The 26,359-nt window shown below is 71.4% G+C and carries 26 protein-coding genes and 1 pseudogene; 8 read left to right on the top strand and 19 right to left on the bottom strand.

Annotated features, from left to right (window positions below):
* Window positions 1-70: 70 nt before the first annotated feature.
* The 5 genes from AC2CHE_RS07345 to AC2CHE_RS07325 all read right to left on the bottom strand — a co-directional run bounded on the left by AC2CHE_RS07345 (window position 71) and on the right by AC2CHE_RS07325 (window position 4,838).
* Window positions 71-706: a M15 family metallopeptidase gene (locus tag AC2CHE_RS07345; protein ID WP_484504129.1), complete on the bottom strand. Its 636-nt coding sequence runs from the start codon at window positions 704-706 to the stop codon at window positions 71-73.
* On the bottom strand, window positions 703-1,827 hold the full coding sequence (locus tag AC2CHE_RS07340) for a D-alanine--D-alanine ligase family protein (protein WP_484504128.1): 1,125 nt from the start codon (window positions 1,825-1,827) through the stop codon (window positions 703-705). The genes AC2CHE_RS07345 and AC2CHE_RS07340 overlap by 4 nt, the downstream gene beginning before the upstream one ends.
* A complete protein-coding gene (locus AC2CHE_RS07335; protein ID WP_484504127.1) occupies window positions 1,824-2,846 on the bottom strand; it encodes a threonine ammonia-lyase in 1,023 nt (340 codons plus the stop codon). Before AC2CHE_RS07335 ends, AC2CHE_RS07340 begins: the two co-directional genes overlap by 4 nt.
* A 271-nt stretch (window positions 2,847-3,117) precedes the next feature.
* The gene (locus tag AC2CHE_RS07330; RefSeq protein WP_484504126.1) at window positions 3,118-4,176 is read right to left on the bottom strand and encodes a sensor histidine kinase; all 1,059 of its coding nucleotides are present in this window, start codon (window positions 4,174-4,176) and stop codon (window positions 3,118-3,120) included.
* Window positions 4,173-4,838: a response regulator transcription factor gene (locus AC2CHE_RS07325; RefSeq protein WP_281566111.1), complete on the bottom strand. Its 666-nt coding sequence runs from the start codon at window positions 4,836-4,838 to the stop codon at window positions 4,173-4,175. The genes AC2CHE_RS07330 and AC2CHE_RS07325 overlap by 4 nt, the downstream gene beginning before the upstream one ends.
* 244 nt (window positions 4,839-5,082) lie before the next feature.
* Between AC2CHE_RS07325 and AC2CHE_RS07320 the strand changes: the two genes are divergently transcribed.
* Together AC2CHE_RS07320 and AC2CHE_RS07315 are read left to right on the top strand one after the other, a co-directional pair.
* Window positions 5,083-5,316, top strand: a complete 234-nt coding sequence (locus tag AC2CHE_RS07320) for a DUF433 domain-containing protein (protein WP_484504125.1) — start codon at window positions 5,083-5,085, stop codon at window positions 5,314-5,316.
* On the top strand, window positions 5,313-5,690 hold the full coding sequence (locus AC2CHE_RS07315; protein WP_484504124.1) for a DUF5615 family PIN-like protein: 378 nt from the start codon (window positions 5,313-5,315) through the stop codon (window positions 5,688-5,690). Before AC2CHE_RS07320 ends, AC2CHE_RS07315 begins: the two co-directional genes overlap by 4 nt.
* A 26-nt stretch (window positions 5,691-5,716) precedes the next feature.
* Here the strand turns inward: AC2CHE_RS07315 and AC2CHE_RS07310 are convergent, their stop codons facing one another.
* From AC2CHE_RS07310 to AC2CHE_RS07280, 7 genes and pseudogenes are all read right to left on the bottom strand, one after another.
* Window positions 5,717-6,532, bottom strand: a complete 816-nt coding sequence (locus tag AC2CHE_RS07310; protein WP_484504123.1) for an ABC transporter permease — start codon at window positions 6,530-6,532, stop codon at window positions 5,717-5,719.
* Window positions 6,529-7,455 carry an ABC transporter permease gene (locus AC2CHE_RS07305; protein WP_484504122.1) on the bottom strand — a complete coding sequence of 309 codons (927 nt, stop codon included), beginning with the start codon at window positions 7,453-7,455 and terminating at the stop codon, window positions 6,529-6,531. The genes AC2CHE_RS07310 and AC2CHE_RS07305 overlap by 4 nt, the downstream gene beginning before the upstream one ends.
* Window positions 7,455-8,603 carry an ABC transporter ATP-binding protein gene (locus AC2CHE_RS07300; RefSeq protein ID WP_484504121.1) on the bottom strand — a complete coding sequence of 383 codons (1,149 nt, stop codon included), beginning with the start codon at window positions 8,601-8,603 and terminating at the stop codon, window positions 7,455-7,457. The genes AC2CHE_RS07305 and AC2CHE_RS07300 overlap by 1 nt, the downstream gene beginning before the upstream one ends.
* 1 nt (window position 8,604) lies before the next feature.
* Complete coding sequence (locus tag AC2CHE_RS07295; RefSeq protein ID WP_484504120.1) at window positions 8,605-9,789, bottom strand: polyamine ABC transporter substrate-binding protein; 1,185 nt, start codon at window positions 9,787-9,789, stop codon at window positions 8,605-8,607.
* Between the two features lie 583 nt (window positions 9,790-10,372).
* Window positions 10,373-10,519 carry a DUF397 domain-containing protein gene (locus tag AC2CHE_RS07290; protein ID WP_484504147.1) on the bottom strand — a complete coding sequence of 49 codons (147 nt, stop codon included), beginning with the start codon at window positions 10,517-10,519 and terminating at the stop codon, window positions 10,373-10,375.
* Window positions 10,520-10,568: 49 nt separating this feature from the next.
* A pseudogene (locus AC2CHE_RS07285) lies at window positions 10,569-10,949 on the bottom strand (Scr1 family TA system antitoxin-like transcriptional regulator); the annotation flags it as partial.
* A 184-nt stretch (window positions 10,950-11,133) separates the two neighbouring features.
* A complete protein-coding gene (locus AC2CHE_RS07280; RefSeq protein WP_484504119.1) occupies window positions 11,134-11,499 on the bottom strand; it encodes a DUF3499 domain-containing protein in 366 nt (121 codons plus the stop codon).
* 152 nt (window positions 11,500-11,651) lie between these two features.
* Here AC2CHE_RS07280 and AC2CHE_RS07275 point away from each other — a divergent pair, with 152 nt between their 5' ends.
* Window positions 11,652-12,101, top strand: a complete 450-nt coding sequence (locus tag AC2CHE_RS07275) for a metallopeptidase family protein (protein ID WP_484504118.1) — start codon at window positions 11,652-11,654, stop codon at window positions 12,099-12,101.
* Between the two features lie 59 nt (window positions 12,102-12,160).
* Here the strand turns inward: AC2CHE_RS07275 and AC2CHE_RS07270 are convergent, their stop codons facing one another.
* From AC2CHE_RS07270 to AC2CHE_RS07260, 3 genes are all read right to left on the bottom strand, one after another.
* Window positions 12,161-12,418, bottom strand: a complete 258-nt coding sequence (locus AC2CHE_RS07270) for a WhiB family transcriptional regulator (protein ID WP_013731688.1) — start codon at window positions 12,416-12,418, stop codon at window positions 12,161-12,163.
* A 677-nt stretch (window positions 12,419-13,095) separates the two neighbouring features.
* A complete protein-coding gene (locus tag AC2CHE_RS07265; RefSeq protein WP_484504117.1) occupies window positions 13,096-15,675 on the bottom strand; it encodes a bifunctional FO biosynthesis protein CofGH in 2,580 nt (859 codons plus the stop codon).
* A 103-nt stretch (window positions 15,676-15,778) separates the two neighbouring features.
* Window positions 15,779-16,930 (bottom strand): hypothetical protein, encoded by a 1,152-nt coding sequence (locus AC2CHE_RS07260; protein ID WP_484504116.1) that lies wholly within the window; start codon window positions 16,928-16,930, stop codon window positions 15,779-15,781.
* A 98-nt stretch (window positions 16,931-17,028) separates the two neighbouring features.
* On the opposite strand from AC2CHE_RS07260, the gene cofD reads away from it, so the two are divergent.
* From cofD to AC2CHE_RS07245, 3 genes are all read left to right on the top strand, one after another.
* Entirely contained in the window at window positions 17,029-17,976 is a 948-nt protein-coding gene (gene cofD / locus AC2CHE_RS07255) for a 2-phospho-L-lactate transferase (protein ID WP_484504115.1), read from the top strand.
* The gene (locus AC2CHE_RS07250) at window positions 17,973-19,058 is read left to right on the top strand and encodes a coenzyme F420-0:L-glutamate ligase (RefSeq protein WP_484504114.1); all 1,086 of its coding nucleotides are present in this window, start codon (window positions 17,973-17,975) and stop codon (window positions 19,056-19,058) included. Before cofD ends, AC2CHE_RS07250 begins: the two co-directional genes overlap by 4 nt.
* Window positions 19,059-19,153: 95 nt before the next feature.
* Window positions 19,154-19,750 (top strand): NUDIX hydrolase, encoded by a 597-nt coding sequence (locus AC2CHE_RS07245; RefSeq protein ID WP_484504146.1) that lies wholly within the window; start codon window positions 19,154-19,156, stop codon window positions 19,748-19,750.
* Here the strand turns inward: AC2CHE_RS07245 and AC2CHE_RS07240 are convergent.
* On the bottom strand, window positions 19,719-20,810 hold the full coding sequence (locus tag AC2CHE_RS07240; protein ID WP_484504113.1) for a mannose-1-phosphate guanylyltransferase: 1,092 nt from the start codon (window positions 20,808-20,810) through the stop codon (window positions 19,719-19,721). The two genes, AC2CHE_RS07245 and AC2CHE_RS07240, sit on opposite strands and share 32 nt — an antisense overlap.
* Window positions 20,811-20,859: 49 nt before the next feature.
* Window positions 20,860-22,005, bottom strand: coding sequence for a glycosyltransferase family 4 protein (locus AC2CHE_RS07235; RefSeq protein ID WP_484504112.1), 1,146 nt, complete (start codon window positions 22,003-22,005; stop codon window positions 20,860-20,862).
* Window positions 22,006-22,155: 150 nt separating this feature from the next.
* Between AC2CHE_RS07235 and AC2CHE_RS07230 the strand changes: the two genes are divergently transcribed.
* Window positions 22,156-22,866 carry a TIGR03089 family protein gene (locus tag AC2CHE_RS07230; protein WP_484504111.1) on the top strand — a complete coding sequence of 237 codons (711 nt, stop codon included), beginning with the start codon at window positions 22,156-22,158 and terminating at the stop codon, window positions 22,864-22,866.
* Window positions 22,867-22,877: 11 nt separating this feature from the next.
* On the opposite strand, the gene AC2CHE_RS07225 is transcribed toward AC2CHE_RS07230, so the two are convergent.
* The gene (locus tag AC2CHE_RS07225; protein ID WP_484504110.1) at window positions 22,878-24,860 is read right to left on the bottom strand and encodes an acetoacetate--CoA ligase; all 1,983 of its coding nucleotides are present in this window, start codon (window positions 24,858-24,860) and stop codon (window positions 22,878-22,880) included.
* A 180-nt stretch (window positions 24,861-25,040) separates the two neighbouring features.
* Window positions 25,041-25,562: an acyl-CoA thioesterase gene (locus AC2CHE_RS07220; RefSeq protein WP_484504109.1), complete on the bottom strand. Its 522-nt coding sequence runs from the start codon at window positions 25,560-25,562 to the stop codon at window positions 25,041-25,043.
* Window positions 25,563-25,585: 23 nt separating this feature from the next.
* Between AC2CHE_RS07220 and AC2CHE_RS07215 the strand changes: the two genes are divergently transcribed.
* The gene (locus AC2CHE_RS07215) at window positions 25,586-26,239 is read left to right on the top strand and encodes a hypothetical protein (RefSeq protein WP_484504108.1); all 654 of its coding nucleotides are present in this window, start codon (window positions 25,586-25,588) and stop codon (window positions 26,237-26,239) included.
* Window positions 26,240-26,359: the final 120 nt, after the last annotated feature.

The following is a 26,359-nucleotide window of genomic DNA, read 5'->3' as shown; positions in this document are numbered from 1 at the left end:
GAGCGCCTTCCAGTTCATCGCCGTGACACTTATCGAAACAATGCCCCGGGTGAACCGGCGACAGCACCGGTCATATCGGCCCGTATCGGGTGTGTGGCGCACCGGTCAGCAACGCCCAGTAGCGATCCCCGTACGACCAGTGCCACCATTCGGTGGGATAGTTCACCAGGCCGACGCCACGCAGGGCAGCAGCCATGATCTGCCGGTGCCGGCGGGCGTCGGGGCCGATCGACGACGCAGCGGTGAAACAGGCGTTGTCGCTCGCCTCCGGGGTGGCGTCCACCGCCGTGCCCATGTCCATTTCGACGCCGTCCACTGTGCACAAGGTGAGATCCACCGCGCCACCGGTGCTGTGCGGCGCCACTTCAACCGGTGAGACGAACTTGGTCGTCTCCCGGTACAGCCGCTCCGGCGACCAGTCCGGGTGGGCGCGCCGCAACTCCTCCTGGTAGCCGGTGAAGATGTTCAGCTGCGCCTGGTAGGGCCGATACCCCTCGACGATCAGCAGGCGCAGGCCGTCGGGCAGCGACCGCTGCGCCGCCAGCAACCGGTCCACCACCGGCTGCCGCAATCGGGCGTACGCGCCGGCCGGATCAGCCGCCCGAGGATCCAACCGCAGCTCGGGGACCTCGCGCAGGTCGACCAGCGGCTCGCCGTCGTCGATGCCGCGTACCGCCGCGACCCGCGGATCGCAGAGGAGGATCATCGCCCGTCTCCCCCACGGGGCCGCTCCGCGTGCCGGGCGAAGGCCAGCGCGACGAGACGGTCCAGGATCTCCCGGTAGCCGACGCCGGCCGCCGCCCACACCTTCGGGTACATCGAGTGGGCGGTGAAGCCCGGCATCGTGTTCAACTCGTTGACGTACAACTCGCCGCCGGCCTCGTCGTAGAGGAAGTCGACCCGGGCCAGGCCCCAGCCACCGATCGCGGCGAACGCCCGCACCGACAGCTCCCTGATCCGCTCGGTCACCTCCCGCGACAGCGGAGCCGGGACGACCATCGGATCGCTGTCGCCGAAGTACTTCTGGCGGTAGTCGAACCAGCCACCGCTGACCCGTACCTCGCCGACCGAGGACGCGTCCGGGCGGGCACCGCCGAGCACCCCGCACTCCAGTTCCCGACCGCTCACCCCCTGTTCCACCACCACCACGGTGTCGTGCCGCAGGGCCTCCTCTATCGCCGCACCCAGATCATCACCCTCGGCCACCCGGGAGATACCGATCGAGGAGCCCATCCGGGCGGGCTTGACGAACAACGGGCGACGCAGGCCCAGCACCAACTTCTCCGGATCCTCCGTCGTCCGGTAGGTGGTCGCGTCGAAGGAGACGTGCGGGGTGATCGGCACCCCCTCGGTCCGCAACGCACGCTTCATCGCCACCTTGTCCATCCCGACGGCGGAGGCGAGGATGCCGCACCCGACGTATGGCACGCCCAGGGATTCGAGCACCCCCTGCACCACCCCGTCCTCACCGAACGGACCGTGCAGCACCGGGAAGACCACGTCCAACTCGGCGTGCACCGCGCCGGGCGCGTCCATCCCGGTCACCACCGCCGTACCGGATCGCGGTCCGGCCCGCAGTTCCACGGCCGGACCGATCACTGTCAGCCGGTCGTCGATGGCTCGCTCCGATGCCGCGCCAGCCAGAAACCCGGACAGCGCCGCGTCCGGGACGAGCCGGAGCCCACCAGCGCGGGTGACCCCGATGGCGGCGATGCGGTAGCCGTCACCGGCCAGCGCCCGGGCCACACCGAGCGCGGAGGCGCAGGACACGTCGTGTTCCGCCGACGGACCACCGAACAGTATTCCAATGCGTACGGGCGCACTCATGCCACGGCCACCTCTTCCTCTTCCTCAAGTCGGGCGGCTGCCGCCAGTCGGGCGACCAGTTCCGCCTCCACGTTTCCGCCGGTCAGCACCACGCCGACCGTGCGCCCCCGCTGACCGGCGGCGGCGAGCCGTAGCGCGCCGGCCAGGCTGGCCGCCCCCGACGGCTCGGCCAGCATCTTCAGCTCCAGCAGGAGCAGCCGGAACGCCTCGGCGATCTCGTCGTCGTCCACTCGGACCACGCCGCGCAGCCGGGTGCGCAGGATGGCGAAGGGCAGCTCACCCACGCAGGAGGGGCGCAGTCCGTCAGCGATGGTCGGTGCCGGCGTGACCGGAACGGGCCGACCGGCCGCCAGGCTGCGGGCCAGTGAGTCGCAGCCATGCGGCTCCACCCCGTACACCTCGATCGGTCGACCGGCCGCGGCCAGGCAGGCACCAGCCGCACCGCCACCGCCACCGACCGGCAGCACGAGGGCATCGAGCGGGGTGCCGGCCCGTTCGGCTTCCTCGATCAGTTCGAGACTGGCACTGCCCTGCCCGGCGATGACGTCCGGATGGTCGTACGCGTCGACGATCGGGTGGCCGGTCTCGTCCCGCATCCGGCGGGCCACGGCCAGCCGCTCCTCGACCGTCGTACCGGCGAGCACCACCCGCGCACCTGCCGCGCGGGCCCGGGCCATCTTCGTCGCTGCCGCGTCGACCGGAAGTACCACCGTGGCGGCCAGTTCGAACCGCCGAGCCGCGAGCGCCACCGCCACCGCGTGGTTGCCGGTGCTCTGGGCGATCACCCCGCCGTGCCCGGCCGCTGCCAGCCGGCTCACCGCGAAAAGCCCGCCGCGCATCTTGTACGAGCCCCCGGCCTGAAGATTCTCCGCCTTCAGTAGCACCCGGGCACCGGCCAACCGGTCGAGGGCGGGTGCGCGCAGCACCGGGGTACGCAACACCCGGCCGGCCAGCCATCGGGCTGCCGCCGGCACGTCGATCGGAGCCGCGCCGGCTCCGGACGAATCAGTGTCGGACATGTCCTCTCCTCTGTAGTGATCAGCGAGACGCCGTTGATACGGGCGGTTCTGCCGCCGACGGCGTACCAGGCGGTCGGCCGTCGGCCGTTGCTGCGGCCGGCGGCTCGAACAGCCACGTCGAACGGACCGCCGACAGCAGTCGGTGCCGACCGTCTTTCGGGCCTGCCGGGGCCGTTTCACGGGCACGCTTCACGGGCACGCGGAAGGTCGGGGTGCCGCGGGTGCGGTCCCGTCCGTCGGGTGCTGGTTCGGATGCCGCCGGGCGGCCGGGTCAGGGTGCGGTAGGTAGTTGGACGTCCACCCGCAGCCCGCCGTACTCGGCGGGGCGGGCGGCGATCAGCCCGTTGTGGGCCTGCGTGATCGAGCGAGCGATGGCCAGGCCGAGGCCGGCACCACCGCTGTGGTTCGTCCGGTCCCGGGCCAGCCGCCGGAATGGTTCGAAAAGCCCGGCGATCGCCTCGGCTGGCACCACCTGGCCCGTGTTGACGACGGTCAGGGCCGGGTTGCGACCGACCGCGACGGTAAGGGTGCCGCCCGGCCGGTTGTACTTGATCGCGTTCTCCACGAGGTTCGTCACCAGGCGTTCCAGCAGCACCCGCTCGCCCATCACCACCCGGGGTTCCAGATGGCTCTGCAGCGTCAAACCGGCCTCGGTGAGCCGGTCCTGGTACGCGGCCAGCACCCCGGTGACGATCTCGTCGAGCCGCTGCGGGGTACGGGAACGCAGCCCCTGGTCGCTCTCACTGAGCGCGAGCAGCCCCTCGATGAGCCGCTCGTTGCGTTCGTTGGTCTCCAGCAACTGCCCGGTCAGCAGTTCCAGTTGCTCACCGGTGAGCGAGCGGGCCATCCCGACCTCGATAAGCGTCCGCTGCACCGCCAACGGCGTACGCAGTTCGTGGGAGGCGTTCGCGGCGAACCGCCGCTGCCCCTCGTAGCCGGCGGCGATGCGTTCCATCATCTCGTCGACGGACCGGGCCAGCCGGGCAAGTTCGTCGTTGCCGCGCGGCCGGAGCCGGTGACCGAGATTCTGCGGCCCGACCTGCGCGATCGGCCCAGCCAGGGCCCGCACCGGACGCAGGCACCACAGCGCGGCGGCCCAGATCCCGGCGATCGAGAGCACGAGGATGCCCAGCCCGGTGAGCGGGACGGCCAGGCCCACGAGGTCGCGTGCCGGCTGGCACACCAGACTCACGCCGGGCAGCCCGGTGTGGCAGAGCCCACTGGCACTCACCCACAGCTCGCTGAGCACCGACTTGGTCAGGCCGGGCAGGCTGTACCCGACCAGCAGGGCGAGCACGCCGACCAGCACGATGCGCCAACGCGGGGTCACTCGGCACCGCCGATGCGGTACCCGGCTCGGGGCACCGTGTGGATGACCTGAGGCTCACCGAGCTTCTTGCGCAGCGTCATCACGGTGACCCGGACAACGTTGGTGAACGGATCGGCGAACTCGTCCCACGCCTGTTCCAGCAGTTCCTCGGCGCTGACCACCCGACCCTCGGCGCGGAGCAGCACGTGCAGCACCGCGAACTCCTTCGGGCTCAGGCCGACCGGCCGCCCGTCGCGGGTGACGGTGTGCCGGGCCACGTCCAGGGCGACGCCATGCGCCTCCAGCACCGGCGGGACTGCCGGGGCGGAGCGCCGGCCCAACGCCTGCACCCGGGCAACCAGTTCGGCGAAGGCGAACGGCTTGGTCAGGTAGTCGTCGGCCCCCAGCCCCAGGCCCTCCACCCGGTCCCTGATGCCGGCGGCAGCGGTGAGCAGCAGCACCCGCGTACCGGAGCCGGACGCCGCCAGGCTGCGACACACCTCGTCACCGGTATGTCCCGGCATGTCCCGGTCCAGCACCGCGACGTCGTACCGGTTCACCCCGACCCGCTCCAACGCTCCGTCACCGTCGTAGCAGACGTCCACCGCCATCGAGAGGCGACGCAGCCCCTCCGCGACGGTGTCCGCCAACAACCGCTCGTCGTCCGCCACCAGCACTCGCACGCTTCCGCTCCCCGTGTTCCTCGCTGTCGGCCACACGCTCTCAGTCAGGAGTTAAGGGTTCTGTAAGTGCCCGCCACAGCAATACTCCACGTAACCGCGCCAACCCCTGACCTGGAGGGTGACCTGCATCACCGAGAGAGGTGAAGCCTTGCCCGGCGCCACGCCGATCGCCCTTGCGATGAGGAGCGCTGCCGTCGTACCGCGGCGCGACAATGATTCCCTCATGAAGCCGTAGAATTCGGCCATGGCTATCGAGCGGATCACCGTCGACCCAGGGCGCATGGGGGGTCTTCCCTGCATTCGAGGCACGCGGGTCACAGCGACTGCGGTGCTCGGTCAGCTCGCGGCGGGACGCACGATCGATGAGGTACTCGAGGACTTTCCGTACCTCGATCGGGAGGACGTGTTCGCCGCCCTGGAGTTCGCCGCAGCCGCCGTCGCCGAGCGCGAGCTGCCGATCCGACCGGCAGCCGCGTGAAGTTCCTGGTCGACGCGAACCTCTCACCACGGATCGCCGCCCGCCTCAGGGAGGTTGGCTACGACGCTTCTCACGTCGTTGACCACGGGTTGCTGGCGGCCTCGGACGAGAAGATCGCTTCCTTCTCAGTCAGCGGTGGCTACGTGATCGTGTCGGCCGACACCGACTTCACGACGATGCTCGCGCTCAGCGGTCACACCGCTCCGTCGCTGGTGCTCATGCGATCGATCGACAAGCAAACCCCAGGGGAACAGGCAGCACTGCTGATCGCCAACCTGCCGACCGTAGTTGATGAGCTACAGGCCGGTGCCGTTGTCACCTTTGCGCGCGGACATCTCCGGGTACGTCGGCTTCCTCTACGCACGAAGCACTGACGTCGCCGTCGTCGGTGATCCGGGGGTCATGGGGCCGGTGGCCGCTGACCGCCGGCCCTTGCCGGTCGCGCCAACGAGGTGGCCAGCACCAGCAGGAGCGCGACTCCGAACATGGTCGTGCCGATGACGTTGACCTGTGGTGGGATGCCCCGCTGGGCGGCACCCCAGACGTACATCGGGAACGTGACCGTGGTGCCCGAGTTGAAGTTCGTGACGATGAAGTCGTCGAAGCTCAGCGAGAACGCCAGCAGGGCGGCGGCCACGATGCCGGGCAGCACCAGCGGCAGGGTGATCCGCCGGAACGTCTGCCACTCACTGGCGTACAGATCCATCGCGGCCTCCTCCAGCCGCCCGTCCATCCCAGACAGCCGCGCCCTGACGGTCACCACCACGAACGACACGCAGAACATGACGTGGGCGATGACGATGGTCCAGAAGCCGAGCGGCACCCCGCCGGAGACGAAGAGGGCGAGCAGCGAGGTGCCCAGCACCAGTTCCGGCGTCGCCATCGGCAGGAAGATCAGCACGTTGAGCCCGGACCGACCCCGGAACCGGTGCCGGGCCAGCGCGAAGGCCATCAGCGTGCCGAGTACGGTGGCCGCCACGGTGGCGAGGAACCCGATCTGCACGCTGCGCAGTACCGCGTCGCACATCTCCGAACTGGCGCACGGGTTGCGCCAGTTGTCGAGGGTGAACTCGTTGAAGTCGTACGACAGCCGGCTCGACGGGCGGTTGAACGACAGCGCGGCGACCACGGCGATCGGCAGGAAGAGGTAACCGAGCACCAACAGGGCCACGCCCATCACCCAGTGTTCGGCGAACCAACGGAAGATCCTCTTCACCGGACGCCGTCCGGGCCGGCACGACGCAGGTGTACGAACACCACCGCGAGGATCGCCGACATCAGCAGGAACGACAGCGCCGCACCCTGCGGGTAGTCGAGCCGGACCAGGAAAGCCGAGTCGATGACATTGCCGATCATGTACTCGTTCGGAGTGCCGAGCAGTTCCGCATTGATGTAGTCGCCGGTCGCCGGGATGAAGAAGAGCAGCGTGCCGGCGACCAGTCCGGGCATCGACAGTGGCAGGGTGACCCGGCGGAACGTCTCCAGCGGGCTCGCGTACAGGTCGCGGGCCGCCTCCAGCAGCCGGGGGTCGAGCCGTTCCAGGCTCGCGTACAGCGGCAGCACCAGGAATGGCAGGAAGTTGTACGTCAGGCCGAGCACCACCGCGACCGGGGTGGCCAGCAGCCGACCGTCCGGGCCGAGCAGGTGCACGTCGCGCAGCAGCCCGACCAGCGCACCGTTGTCCGACAGGATCGTCTTCCAGGCCAGCGTACGCACCAGGAAGCTGGTGAACACCGGCGCGATCACGCAGACCAGCAACGGGTGCTGCCACCGACCGGCCTTCTGAGCGATCGCGTACGCCAGGGGGTAACCCATCAGCAGCGCCAGCACCAGCGCGCAGCCGGCGTACAGGAACGATCGTCCGAACTGTGGCCAGTGAGCCTGCAACGCCGCCGGATAGTTGCCGAATGACCAGGTCAGCTCGTACCCGGTGGAGAGCGAGCCGGTGGGGTCGTAGAGGCTGGCCGCGGCAAGCTGCGCCAACGGCACGGCGAAGAAGACGAGCAGCCAGGCGGTACCCGGCAGCAACAGCAGGTACGGCAGGAGACGGTGCCGCCCCGATCGGGCAGCCCGGGTCGACGCCGGCTGCCCGGAGCCGGTGGGTACGTGAGCCAGCGTGGCCTCGCGTCCGCGGCTCATCAGGACGCGCCGACCGACTCGTTGCGGACCGGGGCGGTCCGGCCCTCCTCGTCGGCGTGGCGGCCGAGCAGGAAGGCGTGCTGCGGATCCCAGTACGCCACGGCCCGCTCGCCGACGCTGAAACGCTGTTGAGCGCCGCTGTTGGCGACGAAGACGCTCAACTCGGTGCCCCAGCCGGTGCGGAGCAGGTACTGCGTGCTCACCCCGAGGTAGGCGGCATCGGTGATCGTTCCTGCGAGGTGTTGGTTGCCGGGGGGCACCTGCACCGCCGCCCTGGCCAGGTGCAGCTTCTCGGGGCGTACGCCCAGAAAGACCGGACCCTGGTCGGCGCGGGACCGCGCCGACGGCACGGAGAACCGCGCGCCGGGCGCGGTGACCAGCAGGTCGTCCCCGCTGCGGCCGAAGGCGTCACCGGCGATCAGGTTGGACTGGCCGAGGAAGTTGGCCACGAATGCGGTCGCCGGGAACTCGTAGATCTCGGCCGGCGGGCCGAGTTGCTCGATCCGGCCGGCGTTCATCACCGCGACCGTGTCCGCCATGGTCATGGCTTCCTCCTGGTCGTGGGTGACGTGCACGAAGGTGATGCCCACCTCGGTCTGGAGCCGCTTGAGTTCGATCTGCATCTGGCGACGCAGCCTGACGTCGAGCGCGCCGAGGGGCTCGTCGAGCAGCAGCACCTCCGGGCGGTTGATGAGTGCCCGGGCCAACGCCACGCGCTGCTGCTGACCGCCGGAGAGCTGGGCGGGGCGGCGCCGCTCGTACCCGTCGAGCTGCACCAGGGTCAGCATCTGCCGCACCTGGTCACCGACCGAGCGGATGCCGCGTCGCCGCAGTCCGAAGGCGACGTTCTCGAAGACGTCCAGGTGCGGGAAGAGCGCGTAGCTCTGGAACACCGTGTTGACCGGTCGTTCGTACGGCCGCAGCCGGGAGACGTCGCGGTCACCGAGCAGTACCTGCCCGCTGGTCGGCTCCTCCAGGCCGGCGACCATTCGCAGCGTGGTGGTCTTGCCGCAGCCCGAGGGGCCGAGCAGGGCGAAGAACGAGCCCTGCCGGATCGTCAGGCTCAGGTCGTCGACTGCGGTGGAGGCACCGAAGGTCTTGGTGAGGTTGGCCAGCGTCAGATCGCCGGCCGGAGTCTCCCGCGCCATCTCACGCCCCGATGACCTTCTGGAACTTGCGCTCGTACTCACGTTCCTGCTGCCCGTCCAGCGCCATGAAGACCCGGGACCTGGCGAGCATGGCGTCATCGGGGAAGACCAGCGGGTTCGCGGCCAGCTCCGGATCGATCTTCTCCATCTCCGCCTGCGCCCCCTGCACCGGACAGATGTAGTTGACGTACGCGGCGAGTTGGGCGGCGATCGCCGGATCGTAGTAGTAGTTGATCAGCTCTTCGGCGTTGGCCTTGTGACTGGCCCGGTTCGGCACCAGCATGTTGTCCGACCAGAGCAGCACGCCGGAGTCCGGCACCACGAACTTGATCCGTTCGTCTTCGAAGCCGAGTTGGATGATGTCGCCGGACCAGCCGACGCACGCGGCGATGTCGCCCTTGGCCAGTTCCGGGGCGTAGTCGTTGCCGGTGAACCGGCGGATCTGCCCCGAATCCACGGCCCGCTTGAGCTTGTTGAGCGCGTCGTCGAACTGGGCGGCGGTGAAGTCCGCCGGATCGTGGCCGTTGGACATCAACAGCAGACCCATGGTGTCGTGCATCTCGCTGAGCGCGGTCACCCTGCCCTTGAGATCGGGGCGGGTGAGCAGCTCGTCGATGGTACGGATCTCCCCGGTGACCCGGCCGTTGTAGGCCAGTCCGGCGAGCCCGGACTGCCACGGGACGGCGAACTGGTTCTCGGTGTCGAAGGGGCGGTTCCGCAGCGACGGCAGGAGGTTGGCCTCGACGTTCGGCAGCTTCGCCCGGTCGAGTTCCTGGATCCAGCCGAGCCGGATCATGCGGGCGGCCATCCAGTCGGTGAGCACCATGATGTCCCGCCCGGTGCTCTGGCAGGCGGCGAGCTGGTTCTGCACCTTGCCGAAGAACTCGTTGTTGTCGTTGATGTCCTCGGTGTAGGTCACCCGGATGCCGGTGGTGCTGACGAAACCGTCCAGGCTGGGGCGCTTCGGCTCGTCGTCGGGGTCCACGTCCAGGTACTGCGGCCAGTTGGAGAACGCCAACGTCTTCTCCGCGCCGGACAGATCCTCGCTGACGCATCCCTCCTCGGTCTGCTGCCCGGCGGGGGTGCCGCAGCCGGTCAGGGTGCCGCCAGCCGCGAGCAGCGCGGCCGAGCCGAGGGTGCCGGTGAGCAGGCCACGCCGGGTGAAGGGCCGGTGGGCACTACGCATGTGACGGTTCCTATCAACGATCGTCGGCCACGGGCGGGCCTGCCGGCTGGGGCTGAAGAGCCGGCGGCGACAGACGAATGATCCTGACATGAGGCGAGGGTGCCAGCCACGCCCTGGGCACCCCCTGCCTCGCCCTGGACGCCCCCTGCCTCGCCCTGGACACCCTCTGCCTCGCCCTGGACACCCTCTGCCTCGCCGCCGCGGCTACCTGCGCCACCCACAGGCCGCGCTATACGCGCAGGGCGCCGGCGGTCGGCTGCATTCTTCATCCAGACCGCTTTATCCCACTCGGGCCACTCGATCACCCAGGCCGGACCCTCCCGGGCGACTCGCTCACCCAGGCCGCCTGACCCACCCAGGCCGCCTGATCCAGTCGGCATGCTGCTTGATCCACTCGATATGCGGCATCCCGCGCCATCCAGGTCGCGTAAGACCGCAAGATGCCGCATCTCGGGACGACCGACCCGGACGACCGAGCCGGGCGAGGGCAACGGGTGACGGAGCCGGGCGACCGAGCGGGGCAACGAACCCGGGCTGGACACCGAATGCGGCGACCGGGCCGTAGGCGAAGGAGAGTGGCGGCTCAGACGGTACGGTGGCCGGTGCTGATGACGAAGGCACGCCAGGCGGTCGAGGTAAAGGCCAGGATGCCGCCGCTCCGGTCCTTGCTGTCGCGCACCAGGACCCGGCCGGACAGGTTGTCGGCCACCTCGACACAGTTGCCGCCGATAGGCCGCCTCCGCGCCGTCCGGCACCCGGGCCAGCACGAACGGCCCGGCCAGGCCGGTGTGCCACGGATGCTCCGCCGGAATCACCCGGACCTGCACGTGCTCCCGCTCGCCCAGCGCGGCCGGACGGGCCAACTGCCCCGCCACCACGCACGGATCGTGGCTGACCGGCCGCCGCAGCACCACCTCGTCGATCACCGCGACGAACTGGAGCGGGGTCTCCCGCTCCAGCACCCGCTGCCGCGCCAGTCGCGCCGCCACGATCTCGTCGACCCGCGTCGGCGACAGCAGGCCGCCGGTGGCCAGGTTGGCGACGGCGATCCGGGTCCGTGGATGCGGGATCCGCCCGTCCGCCAGCCAGCGAGCCGCCGTCTCCGGATCGACGCCCACCTTCCCGGCCAGGGACTCGGCCGTCTCGCCCCTGTCCGCCATCGCCACCCGCAGCGCCTCGTTGCCCACGGTCCCGTTGCCCATCGCAGCCTCCCGACTCGCGTCACCCTCCGGCGCACGCTAGTCACCACGAGCGGCCATGTCCGCCGACTGGCGGCATGTTGAGGCCAGGACAGTTTCGCGCATCCGAGATGCGGACTCGGCGGCGATCGATCGGCCGGGTGGGTTAGTGGGTGGGGGGGATTACGCGGAGGTGGCCGCGGCGGGAGGAGGGGGACGCGGCGGGGTGGTTCTGGTCGTCCTGAGGCGGACGGGGGGCGGGGCGGGCAGCCTCTCGCACCGCCTCGGCCAGGGCCACCAGGTCGTCCGTGGTCGGCGGCGGCGGCTCGAACTCGCCCTCGTGCCGGACCACCTCCCAGCCGCGCGGAGCGGTCAGGCTGCGGGCGTGCGGCTCACAGAGGTCGTACGTGTGCGGCTCGGCGAAGGCGGCCAACGGGCCCACCACGGCGGTCGACTCGTTGTAGACATAGGTCAGCGTGGCGACCGCTTGCCGGGGGCAGCCGTTGCGGGAGCAGCGCCGTGGTGACCTCACCGGCGCAGGGTATCTCCATTACCGGCTCCGGCGCACCGCTTCGCGTTACGACACGCCCGTCTTGGTGCTCACATTTCTCGTCCGTGGCCGCAACGCGCCACGAGTACGGCGCTGACGCGGCCGACAGCGGGCCGGAAGCTACTCTTTGGCTCATGACGAGCCCGGAGAACCGCCGCCCCGGCGCCGGCCGGCGGGCGCACCGCGACCGGCACGGCCGCGGTCTGCGTGGGCGGCTGGTGCCGGCCACCGTGCCGCTGGCGCGGACCAAGGCGGAGATCTTCGATGATCTGGTGCTGGACACCGTCGAGACGCTGGAGCGTCGGTTCGCCAAGGAACTGGCCGGGGTGGAGTTCGCCGTCGAGGACGTCCCGCCCGACCTGAACGTCTACGACTCCGACGTGCTGGAGGACGGCGAGGTGCCGCTGGCCCGGCTGCTACCCGGGCGACCCGGCCGCCAGGAGGTTCCGCCCCGGATCGTGCTGTACCGGCGACCGCTGGAATTCCGGGCGATGGACCGGGAAGATCTCGCCGATCTGGTCCACGATGTCATCATCGAGCAGGTCGCGAACCTGCTCGGCGTCGATCCGGACGAGTTGGCCTGATCGCGCTGGCCTGACCGCGCCGGGTGGGACGGCCCCCAACCGCCCCGCCCCGCGTCGGCTCAGGCCGCCCGGCGCTTGAGCTTGCGCCGCTCCCGTTCGGAGAGTCCACCCCAGATCCCGAACCGCTCGTCGTGGCCGAGAGCGTATTCGAGGCATTCCGTCTTGACCTCGCACCGCGAGCAGATGCGCTTCGCTTCGCGGGTCGAGCCGCCCTTCTCGGGGAAGAACGCCTCCGGGTCGGTCTGCGAGCACAGGGCCCGCTCCTGCCACTCCGGCGCGTTTCCGAGCAGGTCGGCCGCCTCGAGCTGGCCGTCCATTCAGTTGCCTCCTTGTCGCGCACCGGCGTCGTCGCCGCTGCAACCCCCCACGCGAAAGGCGTGCTTTTGTCCGTCCGGTCCCTTTATCGTGCGTTCCGTGCGAACAACCCCATTCAAATTACACGCGTGTAATGCGTGCGCCGTCAAGCCAAACTTGATAATGGAGTCGCCCTCCCGACACGCGTCCCGGACGGTCGTTCGTACCACCCGGTCTCGCCCTGCCCTATCGATTCAGACCCCGGCCGAGTAACGCCCTCCCCGGCGAGTTGCCCGAGTTTTCTCCCGTGGCGCACCGAGCGCCGCCGGGGCGATCCGACTTCGCGTCGACGTGGAGAGAGCCGCTCACCAAGATCCTTTGATCTTGACGGGCAAGGCTATCCAAACTTCGTCAACCCTGCCCGCCGCGCGGGTGAGCGACGCCGCGTCCCGTCCACATTGTGGACCGGACGCGGCGGGCAGAAGCTCCAGCAGCCAGTCGGTCGACGCGGCCAAGCTGGTCGGCAGGGCGAATTCGGCGACGACGCCACCGGTCACGGTGACCGACCCGACGGGCGTGTCACTGTCCCACCAAACGGTACAGACACCGGCCGAGCCCCCGGGCGGGGCGCCGGCGGCGGTCCTCGCCGTGCCGCCGCCGGCATCGACAGATACGTCCGACGGCGGACGAAGGTTCGACGCTAGGCCGCGATGTGACCGTACGAAGTCGTACGCCTACGCGCCGGTCGACCCGCTGCCGCCGCGATGACCCGCAACTGCTCCTCGGTACGCGCCGACCCGTTGCCGGACCCGGCCATCCGCGAGATGGTCTCCTCCATCAGCGTGCCGCCCAGGTCGTTGCAGCCGCTGCGCAGCAGCTCCGCGGTGCCGGCGTCGCCCAGCTTCACCCAGGAGCACTGAATGTTGTCGATCCGGCCGTGCAACAGCACCCGTGCCATCGCGTGCACCACCCGGTTCTCCCGCCACGTCGGACCGGGCCGGGCGATGCCGGCAAGGTAGATCGGGGCGTTGGTGTGCACGAACGGCAGCGCCACGAACTCGGTGAACCCGCCGGTGCGGTTCTGCACCCCGGCCAGCACCCGGAAGTGCGCCAGCCAGTGCGCGGGGTGGTCGACGTGGCCGTACATCATCGTCGAGCTGGACCGGATGCCCAGGTCGTGGGCCGTGCTGACCACCTCCACCCAGGTGGCGGTCGGCAGCTTGCCCTTGGTGAGCACCCAGCGCACCTCGTCGTCGAGGATCTCCGCCGCGGTGCCCGGGATGGTGTCCAGTCCCGCCTCACGCAGCCCCGCCAGCCACTCTCGCACCGATACACCGGCCTTGGCGGCGGCGGTGACGATCTCCATCGGCGAGAAGGCGTGCACGTGCATCTGCGGTACCCGGGCCTTGATCGCCCGGACCAGGTCGGCGTAGATCGTCACCGGCAGCTTCGGGTCGATGCCGCCCTGGAGGCAGACCTCGCCGGCACCCGCCGCCCACGCCTCCTGCGCCCGGTCCGCGACCTGCTCCACCGAGAGCCGGTACGCGTCGGCGTCCCGTTCCCGCTGGGCGAAGGCGCAGAACCGGCAGCCCACGTAGCAGACGTTGGAGAAGTTGATGTTGCGGTTGACCACGTAGGTCACATCGTCACCCACGGCGGAGCGGCGCAGCTCGTCGGCGGTGCGACACAGCTCGTCCAGGGCCGGACCGTCCGCGCCGAACAGCGCCAGCGCGACATCGGTGTGCCGGGGCTCCAGCAGCGCGGCCGGGTCGTCGGCGGCCAACCGCAGACCGGCGCGCAGGTCGGCGTCACCGGAGCCGGCGGTGCCCTGCCGGCCAGTCCCGGCCCGGTGCACCGCCTCGGGTGCCGGGCCGCCGTCGGCTCCCGCCCGCGCCGGTGGCACGGCCGCCTTCGCGGCGATCTCCGCCCAGTCGCCGTAGACGTGGTCGAAGTCGCCCCGGCGGTCGTCCGTACGCCCCGCGGTGTCGATGGTCGCGTGCAGGTCGGTCCGCCCGCCGAAGGTCTCGTCGGGCTCCTGCCACGGCCGGCCCACCGGGCGGGCCGCCTCGACCGCCAGCCCGGTCGTCGGGTCGGCGAGCGCGGTCACGTGCGGCAGCAGCCGGGCGTCCAGCCACGGCTCACCGGCCTGGACGTACTCCGGGTAGACGGTCAACCGTTCCCGAAGCGTGAAGCCGGCCGCCGCGGTACGGGCCGCCAGTTCGTCGAGCTGTGGCCAGGGACGCTCCGGGTTGACGTGGTCCGGGGTCACCGGTGAGACGCCGCCCCAGTCGTCGATACCGGCCCGCAGCAGCAGGTCGTACTCGCCGGCGATGAGGTTCGGTGGGGCCTGGATGCGAGCCTTCGGGCCCAGCAGCACCCGCGCCACCGCCACGGTGGCCGCGAGATCGTGCAGCTCGGCGTCGGGCATCCCACGCATCGCCGTGTCCGGCTTCGCCCGGAAGTTCTGCACGATCACCTCCTGGAGGTGGCCGTACTCACGCTTGGCACGCCGGATCGCGAAGATCGCGTCGGCCCGTTCGGTGAGGCTCTCGCCGATGCCGATCAGGATGCCGGTGGTGAACGGAACGCCGACCCGGCCGGCGTCGTCGAGCACCCGCAACCGCACCGCCGGCTCCTTGTCCGGGGAACCGTAGTGCGGGCCGCCGGGCTCGGACCACAGCCGGGTGGCCGTGGTCTCCAGCATCATCCCCATGCTCGGCGCCACCGGCTTGAGCCGTTGCAGTTCCGCCCAGGAAAGCACGCCCGGGTTCAGGTGCGGCAGCAGGCCGGTCTCCTCCAGCACCGCCACGGCGCAGGCACGGACATAATCCAGAGTGGACCCGTAGCCGCGTTCGTCCAGCCACTGTCGGGCAACCGGCCAGCGCTCCTCCGGTCGGTCGCCGAGGGTGAACAGGGCCTCCTTGCAGCCCTGTTCCGCACCGGCCCGGGCGATGGCCAGCACCTCGTCGCGATCGAGGAAGGCCGCCGGCAGCCGGTGCGGCACCGTGGCGAACGTGCAGTAGTGGCAGCGGTCCCGGCAGAGGCGGGTCAGCGGAATGAAGACCTTCTTCGAGTACGTCACCACGTCGGGCCGACCGGCGTCCCGCAGACCCGCGTCACGGATCGCACCGGCGATGCCGAGCAGTTCCTCCAGGGCCGCACCCCGGGCGGTCAGCAGGGTCGACGCCTCGTCGATGTCGAGCGCCCGCCCGGTGGCGGCGCGACGCAGTGCCCGCCGTACGCCCCCGTCACCCGGCCCGCGCTCGCTCTGATCAACCATCCGCTCAGCCTATGCGCTGCCGCCCGGTCCGGCTCCGCGCCGTGGGCAACCGCACGTGGCCACGAGGACAGCGGGCCAGGCGCGGCCCGATCCCTGCGGTCGCTCAGCCGGGCTGGTCGCCCGGGTCGATCCGCTGGGTGCGGTCGGCCTCGCCGTCGCCCGGCCGGGGAACCGACGGACCGGCGTCGCCATCGCCCGGCCGCGGAACCGCCTGGGTCGGCTCGGCACCCTGGCGCGGCGAGTCTCCGGCCGGGTCGCCCTGGCGCGGCGTCCCCCCGGCCGGATCGCCCTGGCGCGGGATGCTCTGCGTCGGGTCGGCCGAGGCCGGCTGCCCGAACGGCGCTGCGGCCGGCGAGGACGGCGATGCAGACTGCGGTGGCACCGCCGGCTGACCGTGCGGCGGCCAGGTGTGCGGAGACTCCGGCGGCCCGCCGGCGGCGGGTGCCTGGCCAGCCGTGTGCCAGCCCGGCTGGCCGCCCTGACCCCCGGGGTGACCCTGGCCGCCGGCGTGACCCTGGCCCCCGGCCGGGTAGCCGCCGAACTGGCCGGAGCCGGACTGACTCGACTGCCCCGTCCCCGGGTGCACGAGGCCGGGTTGACCGGCCGGATAGCCGCCGGGCCGTTCGGCGCCCGGCCAACCACCCGGCTGGCCGGGCGGCGCCCAGCCGCCGCCCGGGTGACCGGGCTGGCCACCGAACTGACCCGGGCCTGCGGGCTGCGGCCAGCCCTGCTGCGGCGTGCCGTACAGGCCGGGCTCGGGCTTGGGGCGGGGCACGTGGTAGAGCCGCTGCCACACGCTCCACACCAGGTACGCGGCCGCCGCGAACAAGGCCACCCAGGCGACCCGGGTGAGCAGGCCGGTCATCGCGTCGAAGAGCTGCGCTTCGGCCAGCCGACCGACCACCCAGATCAGCAGGGTCAGACCGCCCAGCACGGCACTGACCGCGTACTCGATCAGTGCCACCTGCGTGATCAGTTTCGCCCGTCCGACGGTCGGGGCGAGATGGGTGGCCAGCAGCACCGCCAGCACCGGCAGGACGACCGCCTCGAGGCCGATGAAGGCGAAGAACGAGCTGGCCGCGCGGCCGGTCACCGTGCTGTATGCGCCCTGCGGGGTGAGCAGCCGGATCAGCCCCACGAAGAGGAAGACGGCGTTCGCGCCCAGGAGCACGAGGGCGACGAGTTCACGCAGCGGCCCGGTCACCTGGCGGGCCGGGGTCGGATCGGTGGGTGAGGGCTCGGCGGGGCTGGTCACGAACTCTCCCTGGGGGCGAAAGCGGACAGATGCCGACGTGAGCCTAGTCTCCCGGGGCGGTTGGCTGCCGGAGGCGTCACGTAGGCGAGGATGGGCGGATGCACATCGTGGTTCTGACCGGCGGGATCGGCGGTGCCCGCTTCCTGTCGGGGGTGCGGGCCTACGCCCGCGAGGTGGGTGCCGAGGTGACCGCGGTGGTCAACGTCGGCGACGACCTCCGGTTGCACGGGCTGCGAATCTGCCCGGACCTGGACAGCGTGCTGTACACCCTCGGCGGCGGTGCCGACCCGCAGCGGGGCTGGGGGCGCGTCGACGAGAGCTGGACGGTCAAGAACGAGCTGGCCGCGTACGGTGCCGAACCGAGCTGGTTCGGGCTGGGTGACCGGGACATCGCCACCCATCTGGTTCGCACCACCATGCTCGACGCCGGCTATCCGCTGCACCAGGTCACCGAGGCGCTGGCGGCACGCTGGCAGCCCGGCGTACGGCTGCTGCCGGCGACCGACGACCGCCTGGAGACGCACGCGGTCGTCGACATCGACGGTGGCCAGCGGGCGATCCACTTCCAGGAGTGGTGGGTACGGCACCGGGCACAGATCCCGACCCATCGGTTCGTCTTCGTGGGGGCGGAGTCGGCGAAGCCGGCACCCGGCGTCACGGAGGCGATCGCCGACGCCGACGTGCTGCTCGTAGCGCCGAGCAACCCGGTGGTCAGTATCGCGCCGATCCTGGCCGTACCGGGCCTGCGCGAGGCGGTGGCAGGCGCATCCGCCCCGGTGGTGGGCGTTTCTCCGATCATCGGTGGCGCGCCGGTGCGCGGCATGGCCGACCGCTGCCTGGCGGTCGTCGGGGTGGAGTGCACCGCTGGCGGCGTCGGCGGACTGTACGGCAGCCGGGCCACCGGCGGGCTGCTCGACGGTTGGTTGGTGGCCGAGGAGGACGCCGCAACTGTGGTGCCGGAGGTGACGGTCCGCGCGGTGCCACTGCGGATGACCGACGAGGCGGCGACGGCGGCGATGGTCCGCGCCGCGGTGGAGTTGACGTGAGACTGGAGATCCTCCCGGTGCCCGGCATCGGGCACGTGACCGAGGGTGACGACCTCGCCGTACTGATCGGAAGCGCGGCGCCCTGGCTTCGCGACGGGGACGTGCTGGTGGTGACCAGCAAGATCGTCTCGAAGGCCGAGGGTCGGCTGGTGGACGTACCCGCCGACGGCCCGGATCGGCAGGCCGTCCGGGACGAGGTGTTGGCGGCGGAGACGGTACGGGTGGTGGCATCGCGCGGTCCGACCCGGATCGTGCAGACCCGCCACGGCTTCGTGATGGCCGCCGCCGGCATCGACGCCTCCAACGTCGACAAGACCCGGCTGGTGTTGCTGCCCGAGGACCCGGACGCCTCGGCCCGCGCACTCCGCACCGGGTTGCGCGCCCGGTACGGCGTGGACGTGGCGGTCGTGGTCAGCGACACCAGCGGTCGCCCCTGGCGCAACGGGCTGACCGATGTGGCTCTCGGCGTCGCCGGCATGGGCGCCATCCGCGACCACCGGGGCGAGGTCGACCCGTACGGCAACGAGTTGGTGCTGACGCAGATGGCGGTGGTCGACGAGCTGGCCGCGGCGGGCGAACTGATCAAGGGCAAGTGCGACCAGATGCCGGTCGCGGTCATCCGCGGTTACCTGACGCCACCGCTCTCAGGCGATGGCGAGGGTGCCCGGGTCCTGGTTCGGGACGCCTCGATGGACCTGTTCTCGCTCGGCACCGCCGAGGCGACGGCGGCCGGGTTGGCGGCCGCCGCCACCCTGCCGGACCAGCCGGGGGAAGCCGCGCCCGACCCGGCCGCGGTCGACCGGGCGATCGCCTCGGTCGCCGATGTGATCGCGCCCGGCACGGTCTTCACCCACGTGACCGACGAGGTACGCGCTGCGCTGGTCCCCATCGTGCCGGGTTGGCCGGCCCACGCGACCGGCCTGGTGCTCTGTTCCCCACCCACCCCCGTAGGCCCGTTCCAACTGGTCCGCTTCGGCACCGACGTGCAACGCCTGCGCACCGCCCTCGCGGCAGCAAACCTCCCCACCCAACTCCTCCCCCCACCCAACGGCACCACCGCCGCCGCCACCCTCGCCCTCTGACACCGCCCTCTGGCGGGCGGGTCAGGGCGCGACGCACACCACCAGCACCCGTACGCTGGCACGGACGAGAGGAGCGGCAGTTGTCGACGCCCCGAATGGTGGACGAATCCCCGCGCGGCGACGCGGACTGGACGGCACTGCACGCCGACGCGGTGGCGGTTCTCCGCGGCTGGATACCGACCAGCCCGGATGCGGCGGTGGCCCGGGACCGTACCCTCGGCCTGCTCGACGCCGGGCCGATCGCGATGGGCCGCGAACACCGGGCCGGACACGTCACCGCGAGCGCATTGGTGTTCGACGCGACCGGCACCCGGGTGTTGCTCTGCCTGCACGGGAAGTTCCACAAGTGGGTGCAGTTGGGCGGGCACTGCGAGCCCGGCGACCGGACGCTGGCCGGCGCGGCGTTGCGGGAGGCCACCGAGGAGTCGGGCGTCACCGGTCTGCGAATCGATCCGATGCCGATCGACGTGGACGTGCACCCGGTGGCCTGCCAGGGCGGCTCACTGCACCACGACGTGCGCTTCGCCGTGTTCGCTCCTGCGGGGGCGACGGAACGGGTCAGCGCGGAGTCCGAGGCGCTCGGCTGGTTCCCACCTGATCGCCTGCCACATCCGCTGGCTGGCGGCACGGCCCGGCTCGTCACGCCGGGCCTGGCAGCCTTCAGACGAGCCTGTCTTCACCCCGTCTCTTGAGCTCGTCCACGATCGACTTCACGTCCTGAGCGCGGTCACGCGGGCAGACCAGCAACGCGTCCTCGGTGTCGACCACGATCAGGTCCCGTACACCGACGGCGGCCACCAGCCGGCCGGCCTGCGGCGCCACCACCAGGCCGCTGCTGTCGTGCAGCAGCACCTCGGGCTTGGCGTCGCCGGTGAGCACCACGTTGCCGTCGGCGTCCGCCGGCAACACCTCGCCGAGGGTGTGGAAGTCACCCACGTCGTTCCACCGGAAGTCACCGGGTACGGTGGCCACCCGGCCGGCCTCGGCAGCGCCCTCCATCACCGCGTAGTCCACGGAGATCTTCGTCAGCGTGGGCCAGACCGTCCCGAGCACGTCGTCCTGTTCCTCGGTGCCCCACGCCGCCGCGATCGCCGTGACCCCCGAGTGCAGGTCGGGCTGCTGACGGGCCAGCTCGGCGAGAAACGCCGACACCCGCCAGACGAACATGCCGGCGTTCCAGAGGTAGTGGCCCGACCGCACGTACGTCTCGGCCACCTCCGCGCTCGGCTTCTCCTTGAACTCGACCACCGGGCGCATCGGCCCGCCATCGACGGGGTCGCCGGTCCGCAGGTATCCGTAGCCGGTCTCCGGCCGGGTCGGGGTGATCCCGACCGTCATCAGCAGCCCCTGCTCCGCACCCCGAACCGCCGCCAGGACGGTGTCCACCCAACGCTGAGGGTCACCGATCAGGTGGTCGGCGGCGAACGATCCCATGACGGCGTCCGGATCGCGTACGGCGATCACCGCCGCGGCCAGCGCGATGGCGGCGCAGGAGTCCCGGGGCGACGGTTCGACCAGAATGTTCTCCTCCGGCAGACCGGTCAGTTGGCGGGCCACGGCCGCGGCGTGCGCGACCCCGGTGACCACCATGGTGCGTTCAGGGGTGGTCAGTGGCCCCAGCCGATCGACCGTCGCCTGGAGCAGCGACGCGGACGTGCCGGTGAACGGGTGAAGAAATTTGGGATGGCCGGCGCGGGACAGCGGCCACAACCGTGTGCCGCTGCCACCAGCCGGAATAACGACATAGATCACCAGGACATCATGCCCGAACCACCCGGACCGGGCGCCTCGGTTGCCGACCTCAGGTCCGCGCCCTGGTCCACGCCGCGATGTGCACCTCGGCGCTGGACCCCCAGGTGAACTCCTTCGCCCGGTCGAAGCCGGCCTTGGCCAGCGACAACCGGCGCGGCTCGTCGTCGAGCAGCGCGGCCAGGTCCGTGGCGATCTGGTCCGGATCCTCGCTGGTGTACGCGACCGCGTCGCCGCCGACCTCGGGCAGCGACAGCCGGGGGGTGGTGAGCACCGGGGCGGCGCACGCCATCGCCTCCAGGATGGGCAACCCGAACCCCTCGCCGTAGGAGGGGTACGCGGCCACCAGGGCACCGCCGAGGAAGCCCGGCAGGTCGCCGTAGCGCAGGTAGCCGGGACGCAGCAGCCGCAGATGCGAGGGCACCTCGGCCACCGCGCGGTCGATGTCGTCGTCGTGCCCCTGCCCGCCGGCCACCACCAGTGCGGGCGGGTCCTGCCGGTCGGCGACCGCCCGGACCCAGCCCCGGATCAGGTTCGGCACGTTCTTGCGGGGCTCCTTGGCACCGAGGAACGCGACGTAACTGCTGCCGCCGAGCCCCAGGCGGGCCCGGACCCGGGCCTTCTCCTCGTCGCCGGGCGCGTGGAAGGCGTCGTGGTCCACGCCGTGGTAGGCCACGTCGATCCGGGTCGGGTCGGCGTCCAGCAGCCGGATCAACTCGTCGCGGGTGGCCTTGCTGGGCACGATCACCCGGTTCGCCCGCCGCAGCGAGGTCTTGATGGCGCTGCGGAAGAACGTCCGGCGGGACTTGTCGTAGTGCTCCGGCTCGGTGAAGAACGTCGCATCGTGCACCGTCACGGTCACCGGACAACCGGCCCGCAGCGGGCAGGTGTAGAAGGGCGAGTGCAGCACCTCTGCACCGACCTGTTGGGCGAGCAGCGGCAGGCCGGTCTGTTCCCAGGCGAGCCGGGCCGGCCGGTGCGCGACCGCGGCCGGCGCCGGGATGATCTCCGCGGAGGGCAGCTTCCGGCGGTAACGCTCAAGATCGGTGCGAAGGCTGACCACCACCAGGTCCACCGCCGATCCGCACACCTTGCCGAGGGCGCCGAGCAGACCATCGACGTATCTACCGACGCCGCCGCGATCGGCGGGAACACTCGTGGCGTCGATGAGCACGCGGGGCGGGCGACCGGCGGTCACGGGGCGACTCCTTGCGGTGGCGGGACTGTGGGGAACGACACTCCGGCAAGCCTACGCCGGAGCCCGGCACGGACGCTGACTGCGACCCGACGGTACGCCGACTTGTCGCTGTCATCGAGTACGGCCGCCGGGCGCGTATCGTTCGCGCCGATGGCCGACAACATTGCCCGGGTCTTCACCGACGTGATCGCGACCGACCCGAACCGCCCACTGCTGACCTGGTACGACGACGCCTCCGGCGAACGCACCGAGCTTTCCGGAGCGACCCTGGCGAACTGGGTGGCCAAGACCGCCAACCTGCTCGTCGACGAACTGGCTCTCGGGCCGGGCGGCACCGCGGCGGTGCTGCTGCCGCCGCACTGGCAGTGCGCTGCCGTGCTGCTCGGCTGCTGGTCGGCCGGGTTGACGGTTCGGCCGACCGGATCGCCGGACGCCGACCCGCCGGGCGAGGTGGACGTGCTCTTCGCCGCCGCCGACCGGGTCGCCGAGGCCGACGCCTGGTCGGCTGCCGACCGGTACGCGCTGGCGTTGCACCCGTTCGCGCTGCCGCTGCGGGAGGTACCGGCGGGCTTCGCCGACTACATCACCGAGGTACGCGCGCACGGCGACCACTTCACGGCGTACCCTCCGGGCGGGCCGAACCACACCACGCTGCGTGCCCGGGCCATCGCCCGCGCCGTCGAACTCGGCATCTCCCCGGGTGACCGGCTCCTCGTGGACGTCGACCGCCACCCGGACCCGCTCGACTGGCTGCTGGCCCCACTCAGCGCGGGTGCCACCCTGGTGCTCTGCGCCCACCCGGATCAGGCCCGCCTGGCCGACCGCCAATCGACGGAACGCATCACCCACACCCTGCCCTGATCGGGGGCGGGTCAGGCGGTGGGGCGGTCCGGGGCACGGTGTCGGGCCAGGGTGGCGAAGGCGGCCAGGGACTCGGGGTTGGCCAGGGCACCCTTGGCCGCCGCCTGGTCGACCGGGGTACCGGTGAGGATCTTCTTGACCGGCACCTCGAGTTTCTTCGCCGACAGGGTGCGCGGCACCGCGCGGACCTGGTGGATCTCGTCGGGTACGTGCCGGGGGGACAGCGCGGTTCGCAGCTCGCGGCAGATCGTCCGGCGCAACTCGTCGTCGAGCGTCACTCCCTCGGCGAGCACCACGAACAGCAGCAGCTCACCGGCACCGCCCTCGTCGTCCTCCAGGTGCACCACCACCGAGTCGACGACCTCGTCCAGCCCCTCCGCGACGGAGTAGAACTCGGCGGTGCCGAGCCGCACGCCGCCCCGGTTCAGGGTGGCATCGGAGCGGCCGGTGATGACGCACCCGCCCCGGGAGTTGATGGTGATCCAGTCCCCGTGCCGCCACACCCCGGGATAGACGTCGAAGTACGCCTCCCGGTAGCGGACCCCGTCGGGGTCGTTCCAGAAACCTACCGGCATGCTCGGCATCGGCTCGGTGATCACCAGCTCGCCCAGCTCCCCGATGACCGGGCTGCCATCCGGGGAACGGGCCTCCACCTTGGCGCCCAGGGCCCGACAGGCGATCTCACCGGCGTGCACCGGCAGCAGCGGGACACCGCCGACGAAACCGGTGCAGACGTCGGTGCCGCCGGACAGCGACTGAAGCTGAAGGTCGCTACCGACCGTGTCGTACACCCAGGTGAAGCCCTCGACGGGCAGCGGCGCGCCGGTGGAGCCGAGGCCGCGCAGCGCGGAGAGGTCGGCGATCTCGCGCGGGACCAGCCCGGCCTTACGGCAGGCCAGCAGGAACGGTGCCGAGGTGCCGAAGTAGGTGGTGCCGGTCCGCTCGGCCAGCCGCCACATCGCGCCCAGGTCGGGATGGCCGGGGTTGCCGTCGAACAGCACGATGGCCGCGCCCACCGCCGGCCCGGAGACCAGGAAATTCCACATCATCCAACCGGTGGTGGTGAACCAGAAGAACCGGTCCGCGGGGCCGAGGTCGTGGTGCAGGGCGAGCATCTTCAGGTGCTCCAGCAGGATGCCGCCGTGTCCGTGCACGATCGGCTTGGGCAGCCCGGTGGTGCCGGAGGAGTAGAGCACGTACAGCGGATGGTCGAACGGCACCGGGGTGCAGGCCAGCGGTTCGTCGGTGTCGGCCGCCAACTCCGCCCAGGCCAGTGCCCCGTCTGCCGGCGGACCGCCGGGGTCGAGGTAGGGAATCGAGACGGTGCGCCGCAGCGACGGGAGCGCGGCCCGGATCGCGGCCACCTCGGCGCGCCGGTCGACCGGCTTGTCGCCGTAGCGGTAGCCGTCCACGGCGACCAGGATCTTCGGCTCGATCTGCTGCCACCGGTCGGTGACGCTGCGGGTGCCGAACTCCGGCGCGCAGGACGAGAAGATGGCGCCGAGGCTGGCGCTGGCCAGCATCAGCACGTACGTCTCGGGGATGTTCGGTGCGTACGCGGCCACCCGGTCGCCGGTGGTGACGCCGAGCCGGCGCAGTCCGGCGGCGACCCGGCGGACCTGCTCGCGCAGATCCCCGGCGGTGAGGGTGACCGGCGGCCGGGTCTGCCCGTGTGCCACGACCACCGGCTCGTCGTCGGCCCGGCCCGGCATCCGCAGCACGTTCTCGGCGTAGTTGAGCGTGGCGCCGGGAAACCACCGGGTGCCCGGCATGTCCCGGTCGGTCAGGGTGGCGGTCGGCGGGGTGTGCGCGACGACGCCGAAGTGGTCCCAGATCGACCGCCAGAAGGCGGCCAGGTCGGTGACCGACCACCGCCACAGCGCGTCGTAGTCGGTGAACGTGAGCCCCCGGTGCTCGGCGAGCCACCGCAGGTAAGCCCCGATCCGGGACCGCTGGAGCACGTCCGCCGGTGGCGTCCACAGCACGTCCGTCACTGGTCCACTCCTCCCCTGGCCCGGCACGACGCTGTGCGGTGGGCCGTGGCGCCATCTTGCCCTACCTCGAAGCGCCATTGTCCGCACCCGACCCCTGCCGGCGCATGTGCCCGCCCCACACCCCCTGGACCCGAACAGTGTGGCCGAGACGCAGAAAGGGCTGCCGGCGGTCGGAGGAGGTCAGGTCTCGCTCCGGGCCGCCTGGATGGCCTGGCGGCGGGCCAGCCGGTGGGCGCGGCGGATCTCCGCCTCCCGCCAGCGCCGCTCGTCCTGCGGCGTCTCCGGCAGCACCGGACGCACCGGCCGGGGCGCGCCGCCCACCTCGACCCCGACGAAGACGAGGTACGCGGTGGCCACCCGCACCGGCAGCTCGTCGGCCGAGTCCCAGCGCTCGGCCATCACCCGGACGCCGACCTCCATCGAGGTCTGCCCGGTCCAGTTCACCTGGGCGTACGCGTGCACCAGGTCGCCCACCCGGACCGCCTCCGAGAAGACGATCTCGTCGATCGCGGCGGTCACCGCCGTGCCGCCGCTGTGCCGCGCCGCCGCCGCGCCGGCCACGTCGTCGACGAACTTCATCAGCACTCCGCCGTGCACCGTTCCGTACAGGTTCACGTCGACTGCGGTCATGATCCGACTGAGGGTTACCAGGGAGTACGAGGTCGGCTTGCCCGGCAGGGCGGTGGCGGGGTGCTCGGTCATGTCGGAAACGGTACGGTGCGCGGATGCGACATCTGTGGAGCTTCCTCGCAGGGCTGGTGGTGGTGCCGGTCACCTGGGTGCTGATCACCCTCGGTCAGCACGGGTCGGCCGGCACCGTCAACCGGTGGGTGGAGATCGGCACCTCCAACACGGCCAACCTCATCGAACCGGCCGTGTACCTCGCGGTCGGCGGCATCGTGCTGGGCCTGCTCGGCACGCTGCGCGTCTCACCGCTCGGCCCGCTGGTGGCCGGGCTGCTGCTGGTCACCCCGTACGTCGGGCTGTTCATCGCGCCCTTCCAGGTGCGCGAGCGCATCCCGTCCGGCTGGGAGTTTCTCGGCGACCCGCTGCCGCTGGGGCTGCCGGTGGAGAACGGCACACTCTTCCTGATCGGCATGCTGCTGCTGATCGCGACGTTCAGCGGGCAACGCTGGCGGCGGTGGCCGGTCGTGGTGCCGCAGCCGGCACCGGCGACCCCCGACGCGACGGCACCGGACCAGACGTTGACCGACTGGTCACCCGGCCCGTCAGCGGAACGGGACACCGTGCCGCTGAGCCTGGGCTATCCGGATCCGGATTCGACACCGACCGAGCCGCTGCCCCGGCGTACCGGAGGCGGGTCGCCCTGGTCGGCGCCGCCGGGCAACCTGCCCCGACGCGACGACGCCACCAGCTGATCCCGGCAACTCCGATGGTGCCTCTGCCCGACCGGCAACCGGGCGGGCGGAGGCGAGCCGTTAGGCGTTACTGTCTGGCTACCCTCTGGCCCGCGTGGCGTTCAAAGGCTCTGCCTGGAG

The organism is Micromonospora sp. ATLC16, assembly GCF_057196645.1.
The sequence above is the reverse complement of the archived record's forward strand: the minus strand, read 5'-3'. Positions and strand labels throughout refer to the sequence as shown.